The sequence below is a fragment of the Patulibacter sp. SYSU D01012 genome, from assembly GCF_017916475.1.
Taxonomy (GTDB): domain Bacteria; phylum Actinomycetota; class Thermoleophilia; order Solirubrobacterales; family Solirubrobacteraceae; genus Patulibacter.
In genome coordinates this window covers 1,305,175-1,323,537 of record NZ_JAFMTB010000002.1, presented here as the reverse complement: position 1 = coordinate 1,323,537, position 18,363 = coordinate 1,305,175, and the positions used below count along the sequence as shown (strand labels likewise).

17 protein-coding genes are annotated in these 18,363 nt (G+C 76.6%); 8 read left to right on the top strand and 9 right to left on the bottom strand.

What is annotated here, in order from left to right:
• Window positions 1-430 precede the first annotated feature (430 nt).
• Window positions 431-1,495 (top strand): MIP family channel protein, encoded by a 1,065-nt coding sequence (locus tag J3P29_RS15540; RefSeq protein ID WP_349239858.1) that lies wholly within the window; start codon window positions 431-433, stop codon window positions 1,493-1,495.
• A 564-nt stretch (window positions 1,496-2,059) separates the two neighbouring features.
• The gene (locus J3P29_RS15535; protein WP_210494820.1) at window positions 2,060-2,404 is read left to right on the top strand and encodes a DUF3817 domain-containing protein; all 345 of its coding nucleotides are present in this window, start codon (window positions 2,060-2,062) and stop codon (window positions 2,402-2,404) included.
• A 298-nt stretch (window positions 2,405-2,702) separates the two neighbouring features.
• Here the strand turns inward: J3P29_RS15535 and J3P29_RS15530 are convergent, their stop codons facing one another.
• From J3P29_RS15530 to J3P29_RS15520, 3 genes are all read right to left on the bottom strand, one after another.
• Entirely contained in the window at window positions 2,703-4,295 is a 1,593-nt protein-coding gene (locus J3P29_RS15530) for a long-chain-fatty-acid--CoA ligase (RefSeq protein WP_210494818.1), read from the bottom strand.
• A 108-nt stretch (window positions 4,296-4,403) separates the two neighbouring features.
• The gene (locus tag J3P29_RS15525; protein ID WP_210494816.1) at window positions 4,404-5,423 is read right to left on the bottom strand and encodes a cytochrome d ubiquinol oxidase subunit II; all 1,020 of its coding nucleotides are present in this window, start codon (window positions 5,421-5,423) and stop codon (window positions 4,404-4,406) included.
• A gap of 7 nt (window positions 5,424-5,430) precedes the next feature.
• Window positions 5,431-6,846 carry a cytochrome ubiquinol oxidase subunit I gene (locus J3P29_RS15520; RefSeq protein ID WP_210494814.1) on the bottom strand — a complete coding sequence of 472 codons (1,416 nt, stop codon included), beginning with the start codon at window positions 6,844-6,846 and terminating at the stop codon, window positions 5,431-5,433.
• Window positions 6,847-6,955: 109 nt separating this feature from the next.
• On the opposite strand from J3P29_RS15520, the gene J3P29_RS20880 reads away from it, so the two are divergent.
• Window positions 6,956-8,143, top strand: coding sequence for a sensor histidine kinase (locus tag J3P29_RS20880; protein ID WP_210494812.1), 1,188 nt, complete (start codon window positions 6,956-6,958; stop codon window positions 8,141-8,143).
• The gene (locus tag J3P29_RS15510) at window positions 8,124-8,723 is read left to right on the top strand and encodes an ANTAR domain-containing protein (RefSeq protein ID WP_210494810.1); all 600 of its coding nucleotides are present in this window, start codon (window positions 8,124-8,126) and stop codon (window positions 8,721-8,723) included. Before J3P29_RS20880 ends, J3P29_RS15510 begins: the two co-directional genes overlap by 20 nt.
• Here the strand turns inward: J3P29_RS15510 and J3P29_RS15505 are convergent.
• Genes J3P29_RS15505 through J3P29_RS15490 form a run of 4 tightly spaced genes read right to left on the bottom strand, consistent with a single transcriptional unit; the run spans window position 8,720 to window position 12,212 of the window.
• Window positions 8,720-9,556, bottom strand: a complete 837-nt coding sequence (locus tag J3P29_RS15505; RefSeq protein WP_210494809.1) for a DMT family transporter — start codon at window positions 9,554-9,556, stop codon at window positions 8,720-8,722. The two genes, J3P29_RS15510 and J3P29_RS15505, sit on opposite strands and share 4 nt — an antisense overlap.
• Window positions 9,557-9,614: 58 nt before the next feature.
• Window positions 9,615-10,970: a serine--tRNA ligase gene (serS, locus tag J3P29_RS15500; protein WP_210494808.1), complete on the bottom strand. Its 1,356-nt coding sequence runs from the start codon at window positions 10,968-10,970 to the stop codon at window positions 9,615-9,617.
• Window positions 10,971-11,013: 43 nt separating this feature from the next.
• Complete coding sequence (locus J3P29_RS15495) at window positions 11,014-11,784, bottom strand: hypothetical protein (RefSeq protein ID WP_210494807.1); 771 nt, start codon at window positions 11,782-11,784, stop codon at window positions 11,014-11,016.
• On the bottom strand, window positions 11,784-12,212 hold the full coding sequence (locus tag J3P29_RS15490) for a hypothetical protein (RefSeq protein ID WP_210494805.1): 429 nt from the start codon (window positions 12,210-12,212) through the stop codon (window positions 11,784-11,786). Before J3P29_RS15490 ends, J3P29_RS15495 begins: the two co-directional genes overlap by 1 nt.
• A 689-nt stretch (window positions 12,213-12,901) precedes the next feature.
• Here J3P29_RS15490 and J3P29_RS15485 point away from each other — a divergent pair.
• Window positions 12,902-13,672 carry an RNA methyltransferase gene (locus tag J3P29_RS15485; RefSeq protein ID WP_210494803.1) on the top strand — a complete coding sequence of 257 codons (771 nt, stop codon included), beginning with the start codon at window positions 12,902-12,904 and terminating at the stop codon, window positions 13,670-13,672.
• An 887-nt stretch (window positions 13,673-14,559) separates the two neighbouring features.
• Here the strand turns inward: J3P29_RS15485 and J3P29_RS15480 are convergent.
• Window positions 14,560-15,051: a c-type cytochrome gene (locus tag J3P29_RS15480; protein WP_210494801.1), complete on the bottom strand. Its 492-nt coding sequence runs from the start codon at window positions 15,049-15,051 to the stop codon at window positions 14,560-14,562.
• 934 nt (window positions 15,052-15,985) lie between these two features.
• Window positions 15,986-16,438: a hypothetical protein gene (locus J3P29_RS15475; RefSeq protein WP_210494799.1), complete on the bottom strand. Its 453-nt coding sequence runs from the start codon at window positions 16,436-16,438 to the stop codon at window positions 15,986-15,988.
• Between the two features lie 189 nt (window positions 16,439-16,627).
• Here J3P29_RS15475 and ndhC point away from each other — a divergent pair, with 189 nt between their 5' ends.
• The 3 genes from ndhC to J3P29_RS15460 are packed head-to-tail and all read left to right on the top strand — an operon-like array spanning window position 16,628 to window position 18,202.
• Window positions 16,628-16,993, top strand: coding sequence for an NADH-quinone oxidoreductase subunit A (gene ndhC, locus J3P29_RS15470; protein ID WP_210494797.1), 366 nt, complete (start codon window positions 16,628-16,630; stop codon window positions 16,991-16,993).
• On the top strand, window positions 16,984-17,706 hold the full coding sequence (gene nuoB / locus J3P29_RS15465) for an NADH-quinone oxidoreductase subunit NuoB (protein ID WP_282600099.1): 723 nt from the start codon (window positions 16,984-16,986) through the stop codon (window positions 17,704-17,706). Before ndhC ends, nuoB begins: the two co-directional genes overlap by 10 nt.
• A complete protein-coding gene (locus tag J3P29_RS15460) occupies window positions 17,699-18,202 on the top strand; it encodes an NADH-quinone oxidoreductase subunit C (protein ID WP_210494786.1) in 504 nt (167 codons plus the stop codon). Before nuoB ends, J3P29_RS15460 begins: the two co-directional genes overlap by 8 nt.
• The last annotated feature ends 161 nt before the right edge of the window (window positions 18,203-18,363 follow it).

Below are 18,363 nucleotides of genomic sequence, written 5' to 3'. Positions count from 1 at the left end.
GTGTCCGGGGCGGGACGCGTTCCGGCTGAGGGCCGGATGGCGGACCCGAGCCGGAACGGGCCGGTGGCGCGGGACGCGTTCCGGCTGAGGGCCGGTAGGCGGACCCGAACCGGAACGAGCCGCTGGCGCGGCACGCGTTCCGGCTGAGGGCCGGTAGGCGGACCCGAACCGGAACGAGCCGCTGGCGCGGCACGCGTTCCGGCTCAGGACCGGATAGCGGACCCGAACCGGAACCGACCGGTGGCGCGGCACGCGTTCCGGCTCAGGACCGGATGGCGGACCCGAACCGGAACCGGCCGCCAGGCGCCGCTACGGGTAGCGGGTTGCAACCCGAGCGCAACGTGGTCGTGGACGGCGCACGGCCGGAGGATCGCGCCGTCCACCACGCGGCGGCCGGGAGCGGCCGCCGCCACCACGGAGGGAGTGCCTCGTGAGCACGGGAGAGGACGGCCTGCGGCCGACGACGGGAGGCGGCGCCACGCCGCCCGTAGGACCGGAGGGGGCGGTGGCGCAGGCGAGCACCGCGTCGGCGCCGGCACGCGACGGGCACGGCGCGGCGCCACCGCCCCCGGACGCCGGCGCGCCGCCGCGCGCGCCGGGCCACCGGCGGTGGGGCTGGCAGCGGACGGTGAAGGGCGAGGTCGCCTCCGAGTTCCTCGGCACGTTCGTCCTGATCCTGCTCGGCAACGGCGTGACGGCGATGTCGATCGCGGCGCTCAACCAGTCCGGGCGCGGCGCCGAGGCGTTCGCGGCGAGCGGCGACTGGCTGCTGCTGGCGATCGGCTGGGGCCTGGCGGTGATGTTCGGCGTCTACGTCGCCGGCGGCGTCTCGGGCGCGCACCTCAATCCGGCGGTGTCGATCCTGCTCGCGGCGCGGCGCGGGTTCCCGTGGCGCAAGGTGCCGGCCTACGCGGCGGCGCAGGTCGCGGGCGCGTTCGTCGGCGCGGCCGTGGTCTACCTGAACTACAAGGGCGCCATCGACAGCATGGAGGTGGCCGCCAAGATGACCCGCGGCGAGCCGGACTCGGTGCCGGGCTTCGCGATCTTCGCGACGACCCCGGCGCCGTACTTCGACTCGTGGATCGGCCCGTTCGCGGACCAGGTCATCGGCACCGCGATGCTCGCGGCCCTGCTGTTCGCGGTGACGGAGGAGCTCAACCCCGCCGTGCGCGCGTCGCTCGGCCCGGTGCTCATCGGCCTGATCGTCGTGGCGATCGGCGTCTCGCTCGGCGCCAACGCCGGCTACGCGATCAACCCCGCCCGCGACCTGGGCCCCCGGCTGCTCGCCTGGGTGGCCGGCTGGGGCAGCGTCGCCATGCCCGGCGACTACGGCAACGTCAACGGCTACCTGTGGGTACCGATCGTCGGCCCGATCGTGGGCGCGCTCGTCGGCGGCTTCGTCTACGACCGCTTCGTCGGCGGCGTGCTGAAGGCGCGCGAGGAGGCGGGCGTCGAAGCCGAGGTCGGCCGGACGACGGCGGACGGCCCGGCCTGAGGGGCGGGGGGGGGGCTGGGCGGCGCGTTCCGGCTGAGGGCCGGTGGGCGGACCCGAGACGGAACACGTCCCGCCCCGCCGACGCGTTCCGGCTCAGGGCCGGCCGGCGGACCCAAGACGGAACGCGTCCGGCCCGGTCGACGCGTTCTGCCTGAGGGCCGGCCGGTGGATCTGAGCCCGAACGCATCCCGGCCCGCCGACGCGTTCCGCCTGAGGGCCGGTGGGCGGACCCGAGACGGAACACGCCCCGCCCCGGGCGGCGCGTTCTGCCTGAGGGCCGGCCGGCGGACCTGAGCCCGAACGCATCCCGGCCCGCCGACGCGTTCCGCCTGAGGGCCAGCCGGCGGACCCGAGCCCGAACGCGTCCCGCCCCGCCGACGCGTTCCGGCTGAGGGCCGGCCGGCGGACCCGAGCCCGAACGCGACCCGCCCCGCCCGCCCGCCGACCGGCGGCCCCGCCCGCCCCGGCCCCCGACCGGACCCGCCGTTCCGCCTGTGGGAGCCCCCGATCCTGACCCTCTGCAAGCAGCCCCGGGAAGGGCCGTCCTCCGTACCCTTGGGCGTCATGTTCGACGTCTCGCACTCCGACGTCCGCACGACGCGGCGTCTCCTCAACGTGATCCTGGCGATCGCGGTGGTCGACTTCGTGCTCCTCGTGCCGCTCGTCCTCGGCAAGTTCGGCGTCATCGACACCGACTCGTACGTCCACGTCGTCGGCATGACGCACGGGATCCTGTTCATCATCCTGCTCGGCCTCGCGGGCCTGGGCATGCTGCAGCGCCGGTGGAACTGGAAGTTCCCGGCCGCCGTCGTCGTGGCGGGCCTCGTCGGCCTGGTCGTGCTGCCCGACCTGTTCATCCGCCGCGAGCTCGAGGCCGGCGAGCGCGCCGCCGCGCCCCTCGAGGGCTGAGAGCTCGCGGCGGCGCGCGGGCCCCCCGCGCCGCCTCGAGACCGACGCCCCCGGCCGCATACCCCGGTCCGCGGCCGTCCCACCGGCCGGCCGCGCACGGGCGGTCCGCGGCTGCGCCCGCGGGCCGCGCCCCTCAGCCCGCCGCGCCCCTCATCCGCCGCCGAGCCCTTCGCCCCGCCGCCGAGCCCTTCGCCCCGCCGCCGAGCGCCTCGCCCCGCCGCCGCGCCCGTCGCCCGGCCGCCGAGCCCTTCAGCGCCCCTCGCCCCGCGGCCGCGCCCCTCAGCCGCCGCCGCGCCCCTCAGCCCGCCGCCCGCTCGCGCAGGCGGAACTTCTGGATCTTCCCCGTCCCCGTCTTCGGCAGCTCGTTCACCAGCTCGATCCGCTTCGGCACCTTGAAGCCGGCCAGCCGCTCGCGCACGAACGCGCGCAGCTCCTCGGGGTCGGGCGCGTCGCCGCGCGCGACGACGTAGGCGACGGGCACCTCGCCCCAGCGCTCGTCCGGCGCGCCGACCACCGCCACCTCGGACACCGCCGGGTGGGCGTTCAGCGCCTGCTCCACCTCGATCGTGGCGATGTTCTCGCCGCCCGAGATGACGACGTCCTTCAGGCGGTCGCGCAGCTCGACGTAGCCGTCCGGGTGCAGCACGCCCAGGTCGCCGGAGTGGAACCACCCGCCGGCGAACGCCTTCCGCGTGGCCTCCTCGTCGCGGTAGTAGCCCGTCATGACGTTGTTGCCGCGCATGACGACCTCGCCGAGCGTCTCGCCGTCGGCGGGCACGTCCCGCATCTGCCCGTCGACGACGCGCAGGCGCTCCGAGACGACCGTGCCGACGCCCTGCCGGGCCCGCAGGCGGCTGCGCTCCTCCTCGGGCCGGTCGTCCCAGTCCGGGTTCCACGCGCACACCGCGAAGGGCCCGTACGTCTCGGTCAGCCCGTACATGTGGGTGATGCGGATGCCCAGGTGCTCGGCGCGCGCGATGAGCGCGGGGGCGGGCGGCGCGCCGCCGACGACCAGGCTGACCGGCCGTTCGAGCGGCGCGGCCTCGGGCGCCTCGACGATCGTGACGATGACCGTCGGCGCGGCGCACAGGTGCGTGATCCCCTCCTCGCGCAGCGCCCGCCAGATCGCGGCGCCCTCGACCTGCGGCAGGCACACGTGCTTCACGCCCATCGCGGTGACGGCCCAGGTGTACGCCCAGCCGTTGCAGTGGAACATCGGCAGCGTCCACAGGTAGGCGCTGCGCGGCGTCAGGCCCGCCTCCGCGATCACGCCCAGGCTGTGCAGGTACGCGCCGCGGTGCGTCGTCATGACGCCCTTCGGCCGCCCGGTGGTGCCCGAGGTGTAGTTGATCGACAGCAGCGCGCGCTCGTCGGCGGGGAGCGTCAGCTCCTGCGCGGGGGCGCCCGCGAGCAGGTCGTCCCAGCCGTCGTCGGGCGCGTCGTGCGGAGCGACCCACACCACCTCGGGCGCCGCGTCGCCCCGCGCGCGCAGGGCGGGGAGGAGCGCGTCGCGCAGGCCCGTCCACGCCACGAGCAGCCGGGCGCCGCAGTGCTCGAGCACGTACTCGTACTCCGCCGCGGCCAGCCGCGTGTTGAGGGGGACGAGCACCGCCCCGACCCCCGGCACGGCGTAGTGCAGCTCGAGCATGGCGGGCACGTTGGGGAGCACCGTCGCGACGCGGTCGCCGGGCGCCACGCCGCGCCCGACGAGGGCGCCGGCCGCCCGCCGCACGCGGTCGAGGTGCTCGGCGTAGGTCCACGTGCGTTCCCCGTCGACGACGGCCGGGCGCTCCGCCCACACGCGCGCGCTGCGCAGCAGGAAGCTCAGCGGCGTGAGCGGGGCGTCGGCGACCGCGGGCAGCGGGGCCGCGGGATCCTGGGGCTGGGGCACGGGGTCCTCCGTCGTGGGGTCGGCCTGCTGGTACGCGACGGTACCAGCGCCGCGCGCCGCGGTGGGACGGCTTCGCGGATCCGGCGCCCTCCCGCGCCCCGGCCGGGCTCACCGCAGCTCGTGCAGCGTCCCCCGCAACGCGCGCGCGACCGCCCCGGCGACGCCCCCGCGCGCGACGCCCTCGGGCGCCCGCAGGAAGCGGACGTAGGCGAAGGCGAGCGCCGCCAGCAGGGGCGGGAGCAGCAGCGCGGCGATCCACAGCATGCTCGAGAGCGTCGGGTTGCCCGCCGCGGCGCCGGTCACCGTCACGCCGCCGGCACCGGCGATCGGCGTGGGGAAGAGGGCGCCGAAGACGGCGACGACCGCCCCCGTGGTCACGGCGGCGCCCGCCAGCAGCGCCCAGCCCGCGCGGCCGGCCGCCCCGGCCGCGACGACCAGGGCGAGCCCGGCGCCGGCGAGGGCGAGACCCGCCGCGCCGACCGCGCCCAAGCCGACGCCGGGTGCGGCCCCGGTCGCCAGGGCGACCCCGGCGGCCAAGACGAGCACCGCCGTGACGGCCGAGGCGCGGCGCAGCGGCAGCCCCGCGCGCGCCGCCGGCACGCGCAGGCGCAGGAACGCGAGCCCCTGCAGGCGGCACAGCGCCACGAGCGCCAGCCCGACGAGGACGCTGCGGGGGCTGAGCACGCCCAGGCCGCCGGCCTCGCCGCGCGCCAGCGACCCGTCGAGCGCGCCGGTCCACACGACGCCCCAGCCGAACGCGAGCACGACGCTGGAGACGGCGATGACGCGCTTCCAGCGCTCCACCGCCCGCTCGGTCGCGTGGGTCATCAGCTCGATGCCGGCGTGGCGCAGCATGAGCGCGACGAGCAGCACGACGAGCGGCAGGTACAGGCCGGACGCCCAGGCGGCATACCAGCCGGGGAACGAGCCGAGCATCGCGGCGACGGCGATGACGAGCCACACGTCGTTCGCCGCCCAGGTCGGGCCGATGGCGCGCAGCGCGGTGCGCGCGTCGGTGCGCCGCAGCAGCATCCCGACGCCCAGGTCGGTGCCGCCGAGGACGAGGTACAGCACCCAGACCGCGCCGAGGAGCGCGAACCAGGTCGTCTGCAGGGTCGAGGGATCCACAACGCTCCTAGTAGGCCAGGGCCGGTGCGGGGGCGATGCGTCCCGCGCCGTCGGGGGACGCGGGCTCGGGCAGTCCGTGCGCCAGCTCGCGGCGGGCGGTCCGCAGCGCGACGACGACGACGGTGCCGTAGATCGCCAGGAAGACGGCCAGGCTGGTGCCGACGGCGAACGCGGACACGGCGGGCGAGCGGCCGTCGGCGGTCCGCAGCAGGCCCTGGACGATCCACGGCTGCCGACCGCCCTCGCGCAGCAGCCAGCCGCCGGCCTGCGCGACGAACGGCAGCGCGGCCGCGCCGATCGCCAGGCGCAGGAACAGGGGCGAGGTCTCCAGGCGCCGCCTCCGCGCCAGCCACAGGCCGACGCCGAGCAGCAGCACGAGCGCCGAGCCGGCCCCGATCATCAGGCGGAAGCTCCAGTACATGAGCGGCACCACGGGCACGTAGTCGCCGGGGCCGTAGCGGCGGACGGCCTCGGCCTGCAGCTCGTCGATGCCGCGGAACGTCGACGAGAACGAGAAGTCGTTCAGCAGCGACAGCGCCCCCGGCAGCTTCACGTTGACCGGCGGCTCGCCCGGGTTGCGGTGGATCGGGCCGATCGCGAAGAGCGACAGGCTGGCGGGCGACTCCGTCTCGTACAGCGCCTCGGCGGCGGCCATCTTCATCGGCTGCCGCTCGACGGCGCGCACGCCCTGGAAGTGGCCCGCGACCAGCCCGAACGACCCGGCGACCACGCCGACGGTGCACGCCAGCGTGGCCGCGCGGCGGAAGATCTCGACGTCGCGCCGCTTGCGCAGGTTGTACGCGGCGATCGCCAGCACGATCACGCTGCCGGTGAGCAGCGCCGTGAGGACGACGTGCGCCACGGTCAGGCCGACGTCGACGTTGAGGAACACGGACGCGACGTCGGTCAGCTCGGCCTTGCCGTCCACGACGCGGTACCCGCGAGGGCCCTGCATCCAGGTGTTGGCCGAGAGGATCGCCCACGCCGACATGACCGTCGCGAGGGCGACGAGCCACAGGCACGCCAGGTGCACGCGCGGCCCCAGGCGGTCCCAGCCGAAGATCCACAGGCCCAGGAAGACGGACTCGACGAAGAACGCCGCCAGGCCCTCGAGGGCGAGCGGCGCGCCGAAGATGTCGCCGGCGTACGTCGAGAAGTCCGACCAGTTCATCCCGAACTGGAACGTCTGGATCAGGCCGGTGACGACGCCGACGGCGAAGCAGATCAGCATCGGCCGGGCGTAGTACTTCGTCAGCCGCAGCCAGCGCTCGTCGCCGGTGCGGTGCCACCGGGTCTGCATGAGGGCGACCTGGAACGTCAGGCCGATCGACACGGCCACGACGGAGTAGTGGATGAGCGTGGTGAGGGCGAACTGCCAGCGCGAGAGGTCGAGCGCCGTCGCCGCGATGATGGGGGGTGTCACGGGGGGTCTCCTGCGGTCCGTCCGGCCCCCGGGGCAGGGGCAGGTGGGGGGACGGGCGTCAGGACCCTCGGTCGCCGAGCGGGAGCGACCTGCTGCGAAGATAGCACCCGTGGACGCGGCTTCCCCCGTGCGCCCGGCGGCCGGCGACCCGGACGCCAGCGCCCTGCTCGAGGCGGTGCGCGCCGCGGCGCTGCTGGGCTGGCTGTCCGTCGTCGCGGTGCTCGTCGGCCTGGCGGTGGGGCTGCCCGTGCAGCACGACGCGGCGGTGCTCGGCGCGACGATCGCGGGCGCCGCGGGGCACGCGTCGCTCGGCCTGCTGCCGTGGCCGCGGCTGCTGCCGACGCGGCGCGGACGGCTCCTGCTCAACCTGTGGTCGGCGGCGCTCGTCGCGGGGGTCTGCGGCCTGGTCCTGACCGCCGGTGGCGCGTCGCGGATGGACCTCGTCTTCTTCCTGGTGGTGCCGTTCCTGGCGATGGTCCACGAGGGCCGGGCGCTCGTCCTGTGGCTGCTCGCGGCGGTCGCGGCGTTCCTGGCGTCGACGCTGCTGACGACCGATCCGCTGCCGCGCGCGGAGGCGGTGCTGCACCTCGTGCTGCTCGGCGCGTCCGCGGCGCTGGGTCGGCAGCTGGCCGGCGCGATCCGGCGGCAGACGCTGGCCCGGGTCGAGGCGATCCGCCGCGCCGAGCTGGAGGGCGCGATGCTCGCCGAGGGGCACCACCGGGTGAAGAACTCGCTGCAGGTCGTCGCGGACCTGCTGCTGCTGGGCCGGCCCGCCGGCGGCGACCCGGCGGCGGCCGCGGCGTTCGAGCACGCGGAGTCGCGGATCCGGTCGATCGCCGCGGTCCACGACGTCCTCGCCGCCCGGCGCGGCGGGCGCGTGCCGGCCGGCGAGCTGCTCGACGCCGTGCTGGCCGCGGCGGCGGGCGACGGCGCGGTCGTCGCCGACGTCGCGCCGATCGACCTGCCGTTCCAGCAGGCCCAGCACCTGGGGGTCGTCGTCAACGAGCTCGTCGTCAACGCCCACCAGCACGGCGCCGGGGCGGTGCGGGTGGCGCTGGCCGCCGACGCCGCGCGGCCGGCCGCGCCGCGCGGACGCGAGCGCACGCGGGTGACGCTGACCGTCGCGGACGCGGGCGGCGGCCCGTCCGCCGCCGCCTGGGACGCCCCGGGCCTGGGCCTGCGCCTGGTGCGCCAGGTCGTCGAGCAGGGCCTGGGCGGCAGCCTCGAGCGGGACGGCGACGCCGGGGCCGTCACGGTGCGCTTCGATGTGGAGCACGATGCGCGTCCTGGTCGCTGAAGACGATCCGATCATCGGCCTGGGGATCGTGCGGCGCCTGGAGGGCCTGGGCCACGAGCCGCTCGGCCCCGTCGGGCGCGCCGCCGACGTGCTGCGCCTGGCCCGCGACGAGCGCGTCGACGTGTACCTGCTCGACGTCGACCTGGAGGACGCCGACGGCCTGGAGCTCGCGGCGCTGCTGCACACCGAGGGCCTGAGCCGCCCGGTCGTCGTGCTGACCGGCCTGGACGCGCCCGAGCTGGTGGACCGCTCGATCGCGTCGGGCGTCGAGGCGTTCCTGACGAAGCCCGTGGACGACCGGCAGCTCGACGCCGCGCTGCGGGTGGCGGCCGCCCGGCACTCCGAGCTGACGGCACTGCAGGCCGAGGTCTCCGACGCCCGGCAGGCGCTGGCCGACCGCAAGCTCGTCGACCAGGCGAAGGGCGTGCTGATCCGCGCGCTCGGCATCGACGAGCCGACGGCGTTCGCGCGCATCCAGCGCACCGCGCGCGACCGCAACCTGAAGCTCGTCGACGTCGCCCGTTCGATCGTGGCGCAGCGCGCGCTGCTCGAGGGCGACGGGCCGGTCGCGGACGCCTAGCCCGCGGCGGCGACGACCGCCACGCCGACGAGCGTCAGCACCGCCCCGCCGGTCTGCGCGCGCGACAGCCGCTCGTCCAGCAGCGCCCGCGCGAGCAGGACGGTCACCACGGGGTACAGCGACGAGAGCACCGAGACGACGGGCAGCAGCCCGGTGCGCGAGGCGATCGCGAACAGCAGGCTGGCGGTGACGTCGAGGACGCCGGCCAGCGGCAGGATGCCCGGGCGGCGCACGGCCGCCGGGATGCGCGACGGCCGGGCGAGCAGGACGAGCGCCGCCAGCACCACCTCGGTGGCGCGCTCGACGACGATCGCCGAGACCGCGTCGTGCTCGGCGGCGCGGTCGGTGAGGACCAGGCCCAGGCCGATCCCGACCGCCGCGACGACCGCGAAGGCGAGGCCCCGCGGGTCGGGACGCTCCCCGGCCACGCTCGGGGCGCGGGCGGCCAGGATCGACCCGGCGACGGCGACCGCCAGGCCGACGAACGTCCACGCCGTCGGCGCCTCGCCGTCCACGATGCCCCACAGCACGGGGACGATCGCGCCGGTCGCGAAGATCGGCGCGACGACGGACATCGGGCCGATCGCGAGCGCGCGGTAGAGGGCGACGATGCCGACGAACAGCGCCAGCCCCGACGCGACGGCGACGGGCCACCGGTCGCCGACGAGCTCGCCGCCGCCGAGCAGCGCGACGAGCGCGACCGCGACGAGCGCGACGGGCCGCGTCAGGATCATCACGCCGGCGACGGCGCGGCCCTGGCTGGCCCGGCCGCCGACGAAGTCGCTCGTGCCCCACGCCACCGAGGCGAGGAGCGCCAGGACGATGGCCGTCACGCGCGGCCGCCGTGGGGGAGGGGGCGGAGGGCGCGCCGGGGGCCGCGCGCCCCGGCGGTCACGACGCCGCCGGCAGGACGGACGGCGCGCCGAACGGGCGCAGGCACTCGGGCAGCACGATCGTGCCGTCCTCGCGCTGGCCGTGCTCCATGAGCGCGATGATCGTGCGGCCCACGGCGACCGCGGTGCCGTTCAGCGTCGCGAGGGGCTCGGGCTTGCGCGGCGGCGTGGCGGCGGAGTCCTTCACGCGGATGCCCAGGCGGCGCGCCTGGAACTCCGTCGTGTTCGACGTCGAGGTCAGCTCGCGGTACTGCTCCTGCGACGGCAGCCACGCCTCGCAGTCGAACTTCCGCGCCGCCGACGCGCCGAGGTCGTCGACGGCGATGTCGACCACGCGGTACGGGATGCCCAGCTCGGTGAGGATCTCCTCCTCGATGGACAGCAGGCGCGCGTGCTCCTCCTCCGCCCGCTCCGGCGGGACGAAGCTGAACATCTCGACCTTGTCGAACTGGTGCACGCGGAACAGGCCGCGGTCGCTCGCGCCGGCGGCCCCGGCCTCGCGGCGGAAGCACGGCGAGAAGCCGGCGTAGCGCAGCGGCAGGTCGCCGGCCTCGAGGATCTCGCCGGCGTGCATCGACGCGAGCGCGACCTCGCTCGTGCCGACCAGGTACAGGTCGTCCTGGGGCAGCGCGTAGATCTGCTGCTCGGTGTCGGGCAGGAAGCCGGTGCCGTACAGGGCGTCCTCGCGCACCAGCACGGGCGGGATGACGGCCTCGTGGCCCTTGTCGCGCAGCTTCGCGAGCGCCCACTGCACGAGCGCGAGCTCCAGGTGCACGAGGTCGCCGCGCAGGTACGCGAAGCGCGACCCCGACAGCCGGGCGCCGCGCTCCATGTCGACGCGGGAGCCGCCGAGCTCCAGGTGGTCCTTCGCGGTCGTGGCGCGCGGGGCGATCGGCACGCTGCCGGCCACGTCGACGTCGCTGCCCCCGGCGGGGCGGGCATCCAGCCCGTCGATGCGCGGCTCGCCGACGGTGCGCACGACGCTGTCCTGCGGCGGGGCGTCGGGGTGCGGCAGGTTGGGGAGCCGGGCCTGGGCGGCCTGCAGGTCGGTCTCGACCGTCGACAGCTCGTCCTGCAGCGCCTTCGCCTTCGCCGAGACCTCGCGCATCGTCGCGACGGCGGCGTCGGCGGCCGACGAGTCGCCGCTCTCCTTCGCCGCCTTCTTCGCCTGCGCGATCGCCTGGTTAGCCTGGTTCTGCTCCGCGCGCAGCGCCTCGAGCTCGGGCAGGATCGCCCGCCGGCGCTCGTCGAGGGACAGCACCCGGTCGAAGGTCTCGGCGTCCGTCCCGCCGCGGCGGGACAGGGCGGCACGGGCGGCGTCGGGATCGCGGCGCAGGGCCTTCAGGTCGAGCATCCCGCAGAGGGTATCCCGCGGGGGCGGGGCGGCCAGGTCCGCGTCACCAGGCGGTGTCGGCGCCGCCGGGGATCGCGGACGGCGGGGTGGTGCCGTCGAGCGGGACGCGGACGACGGCGTCGCGGACGATCGACCGGCGCCCGGGGCGTCGGCGGGCCCAGGCCACCTCCACGACGGCGGAGCGGGTCGACGTCTCGTGCCCCACGATCCCGAGCCCGGCGGCGTGCGCGTCCCGCGGCGCCCCGAGCCGCGCCGCCAGCCAGCGGGCCGTCACGGCGCGCCCGCCCGAGCGGACCGGCCGGGCGCTGCCGTCCGGCGCGATCACCGTCAGCGTCGTGTCCGACGGCGAGGAGCCGAAGGCGCGGGCCAGCCAGCCGCCGCCCGGCAGGCCGCGGTCGGGCTCGACCTCCAGGCGCCGGTCCTCGGCGTCCGTGTCCGGCGCGTCCCCCGGGCCGAGCGCGACGACGGGTGCGGGAAGGACCTGGGTGGCGCCGTCCGGGCGCACGATCGTCAGGCGCGGGCGGACGAAGCGGTCGTCCACCCGGACGCGCGACCCGCGGACCGCGACGCGGGGACGGTAGACGTTGCGCAGCATGGCCGCTCCGGACGGGCCGCCGGCCGCGGCGATCGTGAACGGGATCCCAGCGGTCGCGGGGCGGTGGACGCGCTCGACCGGCACGGTGGCGGCGCCGACGAGCCGGGTGGCGCTCGTGAGCGCCCGGCGGCTGAGCGCGAGCGCGGCCCGGCCCTCCGGGCTGTCGCGCGGGACGAACGGGTCGGGCGCGGGCACGTCGTCCTGCGTCGCGGTCGCCATCACGCGGGCGGGGTCCGGGACGGAGCCGTCGAACCGCGACGACACGACGACCCGCCGGGCACGGCGGCGACCTCGCCGGAAGGCTCGGCGACGACGGCGCAGCTCGCCGTCGCGACCACGCAGCGCAGCACGACGCGGCCGAAGGGATCCTCCGGGGCGGTGGCGGCGGCGTTGCCGTCGTAGAACGCCCCGCCCGCCGGATCCCACGAGAACGCGGACGAGCCCTGCTCCACGCCGGGCGGCAGGGCGAGCCGCCGGGCCGGCCCGCCGTCGGTCGGGACGAGGACGGCGGGCGGCTGCACCAGGTCGCCGTCCATCGTCGGGACGACGAGGACGTGCCGGCCGTCGGGCGCGGCGAGGACGGTCTCGGGCGGCGTGCTGAGCGTGAAGGTCGGCAGCGTGCGTCGCGTGCCGTCGGGCGCGGTCACGACGAGCCCGTAGGCCTGGCCCCGCGCGGCCGGGCGGGGCTCGAGCCGGGCGATGTCGGCGGAGGCGACCGGCGGCAGCAGCAGGGTGACCGCGGCGGCGATGGCGACGGCGGAGGCGGCCGCGGCCGGGCCGCGGCGCGCACGGGGCTCGGAGGCCGCGGCCGCCAGGGGCCCGGCGGCCGCACGGGCGGGGCGACGGGGCGTTCGGGGGGCCGTGGCGACCGGGGGCCCGCCGGCCGGGCGGGCGGGGCGGCGGGGCGTTCGGGGGGCCGGGGCGACCGGGGGCCCAGCGGCCGGGCGGGCGGGGCGGCGGGGCGTTCGGGGGGCCGGGGCGACCGGGGGCCCAGCGGCCGGGCGGGCGGGGCGACGGGGCGTTCGGGGGGCCGTGGCGACCGGGGGCCCGCCGGCCGGGCGGGCGGAGCGACGCGGCGCACGGGGGGCCGTGGCGACCGGGGGCCCGCCGGCCGCGCGGGCCGGGCAACGGGGCGCACGGGGGCCGGGGGTCGCGGTCGCCCGGGGGCGGCGCGGGGACGTCGGGGGCACGGTGGGCTCCTCGGGGACGGCGCGCACACGCGTGCGCGGTACGCCGCAGCGTAGCGGCACGGGTCCGCCGGCCCGGGGGCGGCGACGCGCTCCGGGCGCCGTCGCGCGCCCGGCCCGTCCCGGGCGCGCGCCGTACCCTGGTCCGGATGGCCCCCTCCCTGGACCCCCGCGAGCGGCGCGACCGCTGCATCACCGTCTACGGCCGCCGCGCGGTGCTCGAGGCGCTCGCCGACCCGGCGCTCGAGGTCGCGGGCGTGACGGTGTCCGAGGCGGGCGGCGCGGTGGTGGGGGAGGTCTCGAAGGCCGCGCGGGCGGCCGGCGTCGAGCTGCGGCGGGAGAAGCCGCACCGCGTGTCGCTGATCTCGGGCAACGGCCGACAGGACCAGGGCGTCGTGGCCGACGTCGTCGCGCCCGCGATGGAGCCGCTGAGCGAGCGCCTGCAGGCGCTGGCGCGCGACCCGTCCCGCCGTCAGCGGCTGCTGGTCGTCGACGGGGTGACGACGCCCGCCAACCTCGGCCTGATCCTGCGCTCGGCCACCGCCGCCGGCGTCGACGGCGTGGTGCTGCCGCGCAAGGGCACCGCGGCGCTCAGCCCCCAGGTGGTCAAGGCGTCGGCGGGCACCGCCTGGCGGGCGCCGATCCTGCGCGCGGCCGACGCACCGGCGGCGCTCTCCGACCTGACCGACGCGGGCTTCGTGATCGTCGGCCTCGACGCGGGCGCGGAGACGTCCCTGTGGGACCTGGAGCTGCCGGACCGCGTGGCGTTCCTCGTCGGCGGCGAGCACGACGGCGCGTCCGCCGAGGCGAACGCCTACGCGCACACCTGGACGGCGGTCCCGATGCCGGGCGACGTCGAGTCGCTCAACGTGGCGTGTGCGACGACGCTCGTGGCGTTCGAGATCGCCCGGCGGGGGTAGGGACGGCGCGCGGGCCGGGCGGGGGTCGGCCGGGCGGGGCGGCGGGGCCGGGCGGGCGGGGCGGGACCTGTTCCGGCTGAGGGCCGGATGGCGGACCGGAGCCGGAACACGTGGGGCCGGCGGGCTCCGTTCCGGCTGAGAACCGGATAGCGGACCGGAGCCGGAACACGTGGGGCCGGCGGGACCCGTTCCGGCTCAGGGCCGGAGAGCGGCCCCGAGCCGGAACACGTGGCGCCGACGGGACCCGTTCCGCCTCAGGGCCGGAGAGCGGCCCCGAGCCGGAACACGCCGGGCCGGCGGGCCCCATCCCGGCTGAGGGCCGGATGGCGGACCCGAGCCGGAACACGTGGCGCGGTCCGACTCCGTTCCGCCTCAGGGCCGGATAGCGGACCCGAGCCGGAACACGCCGGGCCGGCGGGACCAGTTCCGGCTGAGGGCCGGACAGCGGACCGGAGCCGGAACACGTGGCGCCGACGGGACCCGTTCCGCCTCAGGGCCGGAGAGCGGCCCCGAGCCGGAACACGCCGGGCCGGCGGGACCAGTTCCGGCTGAGGGCCGGAGAGCGGACCCGAGCCGGAACACGTGGCGCCGACGGGACCCGTTCCGCCTCAGGGCCGGATGGCGGACCCGAGCCGGAACACGCCGCGCCGACGGGACCCGTTCCGCCTCAGGGCCGGATGGCGGACCCGAGCCGGAACACGCCGCGCCGACGGGACCCGTTCCGCCCCAGGGCCGGATAGCGGACCCGAGCCGGAACACGCCGCGCCGACGGGACCCGCTCGCCCCAGGGCCGGATGACGGACCCGAGCCAGAACACGCCGCGGCCCCGAGAACGACGAGGGGCGGCTCGCGCCGCCCCTCGGATGCAGTGTCGGTGGCCGGTGGGCCTAGCGGCGGGCGCCCGAGCCGCCGGCGGCGACGGGGCCCCGCTCGGCGCAGCGCTGCGCCGGCGTCTTCGCGACCTCGGGGCTCGAGGGCGCCTCGGCCTTCAGGCCGGAGTACTTGCAGAGGAACGCGGCGACGGCCTCGGCGTCGGCGCCGACCGCGATGTTCGCCGGCATGATCGCGCCGGAGAAGCCGCCGTTGCGCAGGGCGTAGAGGACGGAGCCCGTCGTCTCGGCGCGCAGGTCGAAGTTCGGACCGTCCGTCCGCTCACGGTCCTTGATGTGGTAGGCGCCGCCCTGCGTGCCGGCGACGGCCAGCGTGTGGCAGCCCGAGCAGCGCTCGGCGAAGATGTTCGCGCCCTTCAGGACGGTCGGGTTCTTCTCGCCCTTCAGTGGTCCGTTGTCGATGTTGGTCTGGACCGACTCGGAGCCACAGGAGGCGAGAGCGAGAGCTGCCGCCAGGGCACCCAGGGTCGTGAGGACTCGACGCTGCATGACGCGATGATCCTAGACCAGTCGTCCGCCGTCGAGGCGTGCGCCCCACCCGCCGAACTTTTTCGCAGAGCGGGAAGGAGGCCGCGCGCGGGGGGCGAAAGCCCGTATCGCCCCCCGGCACCGGCCGCGAAGACCCACTCGCATCTGCACTTGATGCCCGCGACTGGTCTTTGACGGCGGCAACCATCAGGCCGGTGTCGGGGGCGCCTGTACGTCTCCCGCGTGCGACGCGCACGCGCCTGGCCCCGGTGTCGAGCCCTCGGCGGACCGGCCGGGCGAGATCGCGTCCCACCCTGGCGGTGCCGTGAGTGGGTCGACGCCGACGGGTGCGGACGCGCCGACGGGTGAGACCGCACCGACGGGGGCCGGGAACGACGGCCGGGACCGTGCGAACGGGCAGGGCGGCATCGACGCGCGGGCCGGCGCAGCGACGGGCGAGGCGGCATCCAGGGCGAGGCGGCACCGACGGACGAAGTGGTGCTGTCGGGTGAGGCGGCTTCAGTGTCCGGCCGAGGCGCGGAGCGCGGGCGAGGCGGATTGCGGCGGAAGAGCAGCGGCGATCCGCCTCAACCGCGCGATCCGCCTCACCGACGAGTCGAACCAGCCTCACCGCACTTCACCCCGCCCATCGATACCCCGCCGCCCCGCGGACGCGGCCCCTCCGCAAGCCGACGGCCGCCACCCGCCAACGCCGCCGGCCCTCGGGCGCCCGGCCTTGCCGCCGCCTCCGCCGGCCCACCCCCCCTTGCCCGGCGGACGCCGTCCGCCGCCGCAACCCGTCCACCGGCGACCGCGCCCGGGCGAACAGCCCCCATTCGGGGGGTTCGTGCCGTTCGCTACCACTCCCGCTGATGCGTCCGCCCCTCCTTCAGTGCCCGAGGGCGCGGCCGAGTCGCGCCGGCGGTGCCCGGCTCGAGCCCTGCCCGGCCACGCCCTACAGCCCGCCGCGCTCGACCGCGACGCGCAGCGCGAGGAAGGCGATGACGAGGGCGGCGACGGCCATGACGCCGATCTCGCGCCGCACGATCTCGCGGACGACCCCGCGCTGGCCGGCCTCGTCGAGCTTCGCCACGTCGGCGGCGCCGTCGAGGCCGCGGCGCTCGAGGACCTGCTCGGCCGCGACGATCCGCAGCTGCTCGGCGACGAGCGAGATCGCCACGGGAAGCAGGGCGTAGAGCCAGAACAGCCAGTTGTCCGGCTCGCCGCCCCACAGCCAGACCGCGCCCGCGAGCAGGGCCAGGGCGAGGGCCCCGACCTGCGAGGCGCGCACCGCGATCCAGTACGACGAGCGGGCGTCGAAGCGCCACCACAGCCACGCGCCCCACGCGCCGCCGGCCAGCGCGACGGCGGCGACGACGAGCGAGACGATGAGCGCGGCGGAGGCCATGGCGGCGGATGGTGCCACGGCCCCGGCCGGGGAGCGGCGTCGGGCCCGCTTCGTGGCACGGGCCACCGCCCCTCGTGCCGGGCGTCACGAGGGGCCTGCGCGACATCGTGCGGACCGGCACGAAACCCCAGGAAGTAAGGGATGCCGAACGCCGATCGGGCTCCCGGCGAACTGCTACAACCGGACGTGGTGCTTGGGTCCTATCTGCCGCTCCTGATCTTCCTCGTGCTGTCGACCGGCGTTGCGGCGCTCTTCGTCGCCGCGAACAGCTGGCTCGGGCCGCGCTACAAACGGCGCCCGACGAAGATGGCCGAGGACGCCTACGAGTGCGGGCTCCCCTCGGAGGTCCAGCAGGGCTTCCGCTTCGGGATCAGCTTCTACCTGATCGCGATGCTCTTCCTGCTGTTCGACATCGAGGTGGTCTTCCTCTACCCGATCGCGGTGGAGCTGCAGGCCTTTGGCACCTTCGCGCTGATCGAGACGGCCGTGTTCATCGTGCTGCTCTTCATCGCGCTCATCTACGTGTGGCGGAGGGGAGCCCTCGAATGGAAGTGATCCGACACGGCAGCGGCGCGCAGGTGGCGCCGGCCGGCGACGACGACAAGGCGGCGTTCCGCGCCCGCCAGCTCCGGGCCCGCGACATGCTCCGCGGCGAGCTCGAGGGCGCCGACCTCGAGGAGTACGTCCGCGAGAACGTCGTCACGACGACCCTGGACAAGGCCGCCCGCTGGGCCGCCGGCAACTCGTTCTTCCCCCTGACCTTCGGCCTGGCCTGCTGCTCGATCGACATGATCGGCCTGCAGGCGGCGCGCATGGACATCTCGCGCTTCGGCGCCGAGGCGATGCGCGGCACGCCGCGCCAGGCGGACCTGATCATCCTGGCCGGCCGCGTGTCGATGAAGATGGCGCCGGTCGTCCGGCGCATCTACGACCAGATGCTCGAGCCGAAGTACGCGATCGCGATGGGCGCCTGCTCGTCGTCGATGGGCGTCTTCAACAACTACGCGATCGTGCCGGCGGACAAGTTCCTGCCGGTCGACGTCCACGTCCCCGGCTGCCCGCCGCGGACGGAGTCCCTGATGTACGGGATCCTCAAGCTGCGCGAGATGGTGCTCGGCGACCCCGACATGGGCTGGCGCGACCGCTACGGCGCGAACGGCACGGAGGAGCGTCCGAAGCCGTGGAGCATGGACGAGCTCGAGACGCGCGCCGAGGAGGCGCGTCGTCGCGACGAGGTCCTGCGCGCCCGCGAGGCCTCGCGTGCCTGATACCGACGGCCTGCAGCGGCTCGCCGGCGTGGTGGGGGGCGACGAGGTCGTCCTCGGCACCGTCGTGCGCGCCCGTCGCGCCGAGCTCCACGTCCGCCCAGAGACGGTCGTCGACGTCCTCGAGCGCCTCCGCGCCGAGGGCTACACGATGCTCATGTCGCTCCACGGCGTGGACTACTTCCCGCAGGAGCCGCGCTTCGGCGTCGCCTACGAGCTGCTCTCCATGCAGGAGCAGGACCGCGTGACCGTCAAGGTGCGCGTGCCGCTCGACGACCCGCACGTGCCGTCCGTGACGGACCGCTGGCCGACCGCGTCCTTCCAGGAGCGCGAGGTCTACGACATGTTCGGCGTGATCTTCGACGGGCACCCCGACCTGCGCCGCATCCTCCTGCCCGAGGACTACATCGGCCACCCGCAGCGGCGGGACTTCCCGATCGGCGGCGAGCCGGTCCTCTTCACGGGCAACGAGGGCGACAACCCCGGGTGGTGGAAGTGACCGACGAGCGAACCCCCGACGAGCGCCGCGACGGCCCCGTCCCCGAGGACGGCAGCGCCGGCGCCGCCCCCCGCGAGCACGACGCGCCGGCGTCCACGACCGAGCGCGAGCGCGGCGCGAACGTCGCCGACCAGCTGGGCGGCGAGCCCGGCGGCACGCTG

Excerpts from the sequence above, each read along its gene's own strand:
- J3P29_RS15535 (WP_210494820.1), top strand. The coding sequence starts at position 2,060 with ATGTTCGACGTCTCGCACTCCGACGTCCGCACGACGCGGCGTCTCCTC.
- J3P29_RS15510 (WP_210494810.1), top strand. The coding sequence starts at position 8,124 with ATGCGCGTCCTGGTCGCTGAAGACGATCCGATCATCGGCCTGGGGATC.
- serS (WP_210494808.1), bottom strand. The coding sequence starts at position 10,970 with ATGCTCGACCTGAAGGCCCTGCGCCGCGATCCCGACGCCGCCCGTGCC.
- J3P29_RS15495 (WP_210494807.1), bottom strand. The coding sequence starts at position 11,784 with ATGGCGACCGCGACGCAGGACGACGTGCCCGCGCCCGACCCGTTCGTC.
- J3P29_RS15485 (WP_210494803.1), top strand. The coding sequence starts at position 12,902 with ATGGCCCCCTCCCTGGACCCCCGCGAGCGGCGCGACCGCTGCATCACC.
- J3P29_RS15480 (WP_210494801.1), bottom strand. The coding sequence starts at position 15,051 with ATGCAGCGTCGAGTCCTCACGACCCTGGGTGCCCTGGCGGCAGCTCTC.
- J3P29_RS15475 (WP_210494799.1), bottom strand. The coding sequence starts at position 16,438 with ATGGCCTCCGCCGCGCTCATCGTCTCGCTCGTCGTCGCCGCCGTCGCG.
- nuoB (WP_282600099.1), top strand. The coding sequence starts at position 16,984 with ATGGAAGTGATCCGACACGGCAGCGGCGCGCAGGTGGCGCCGGCCGGC.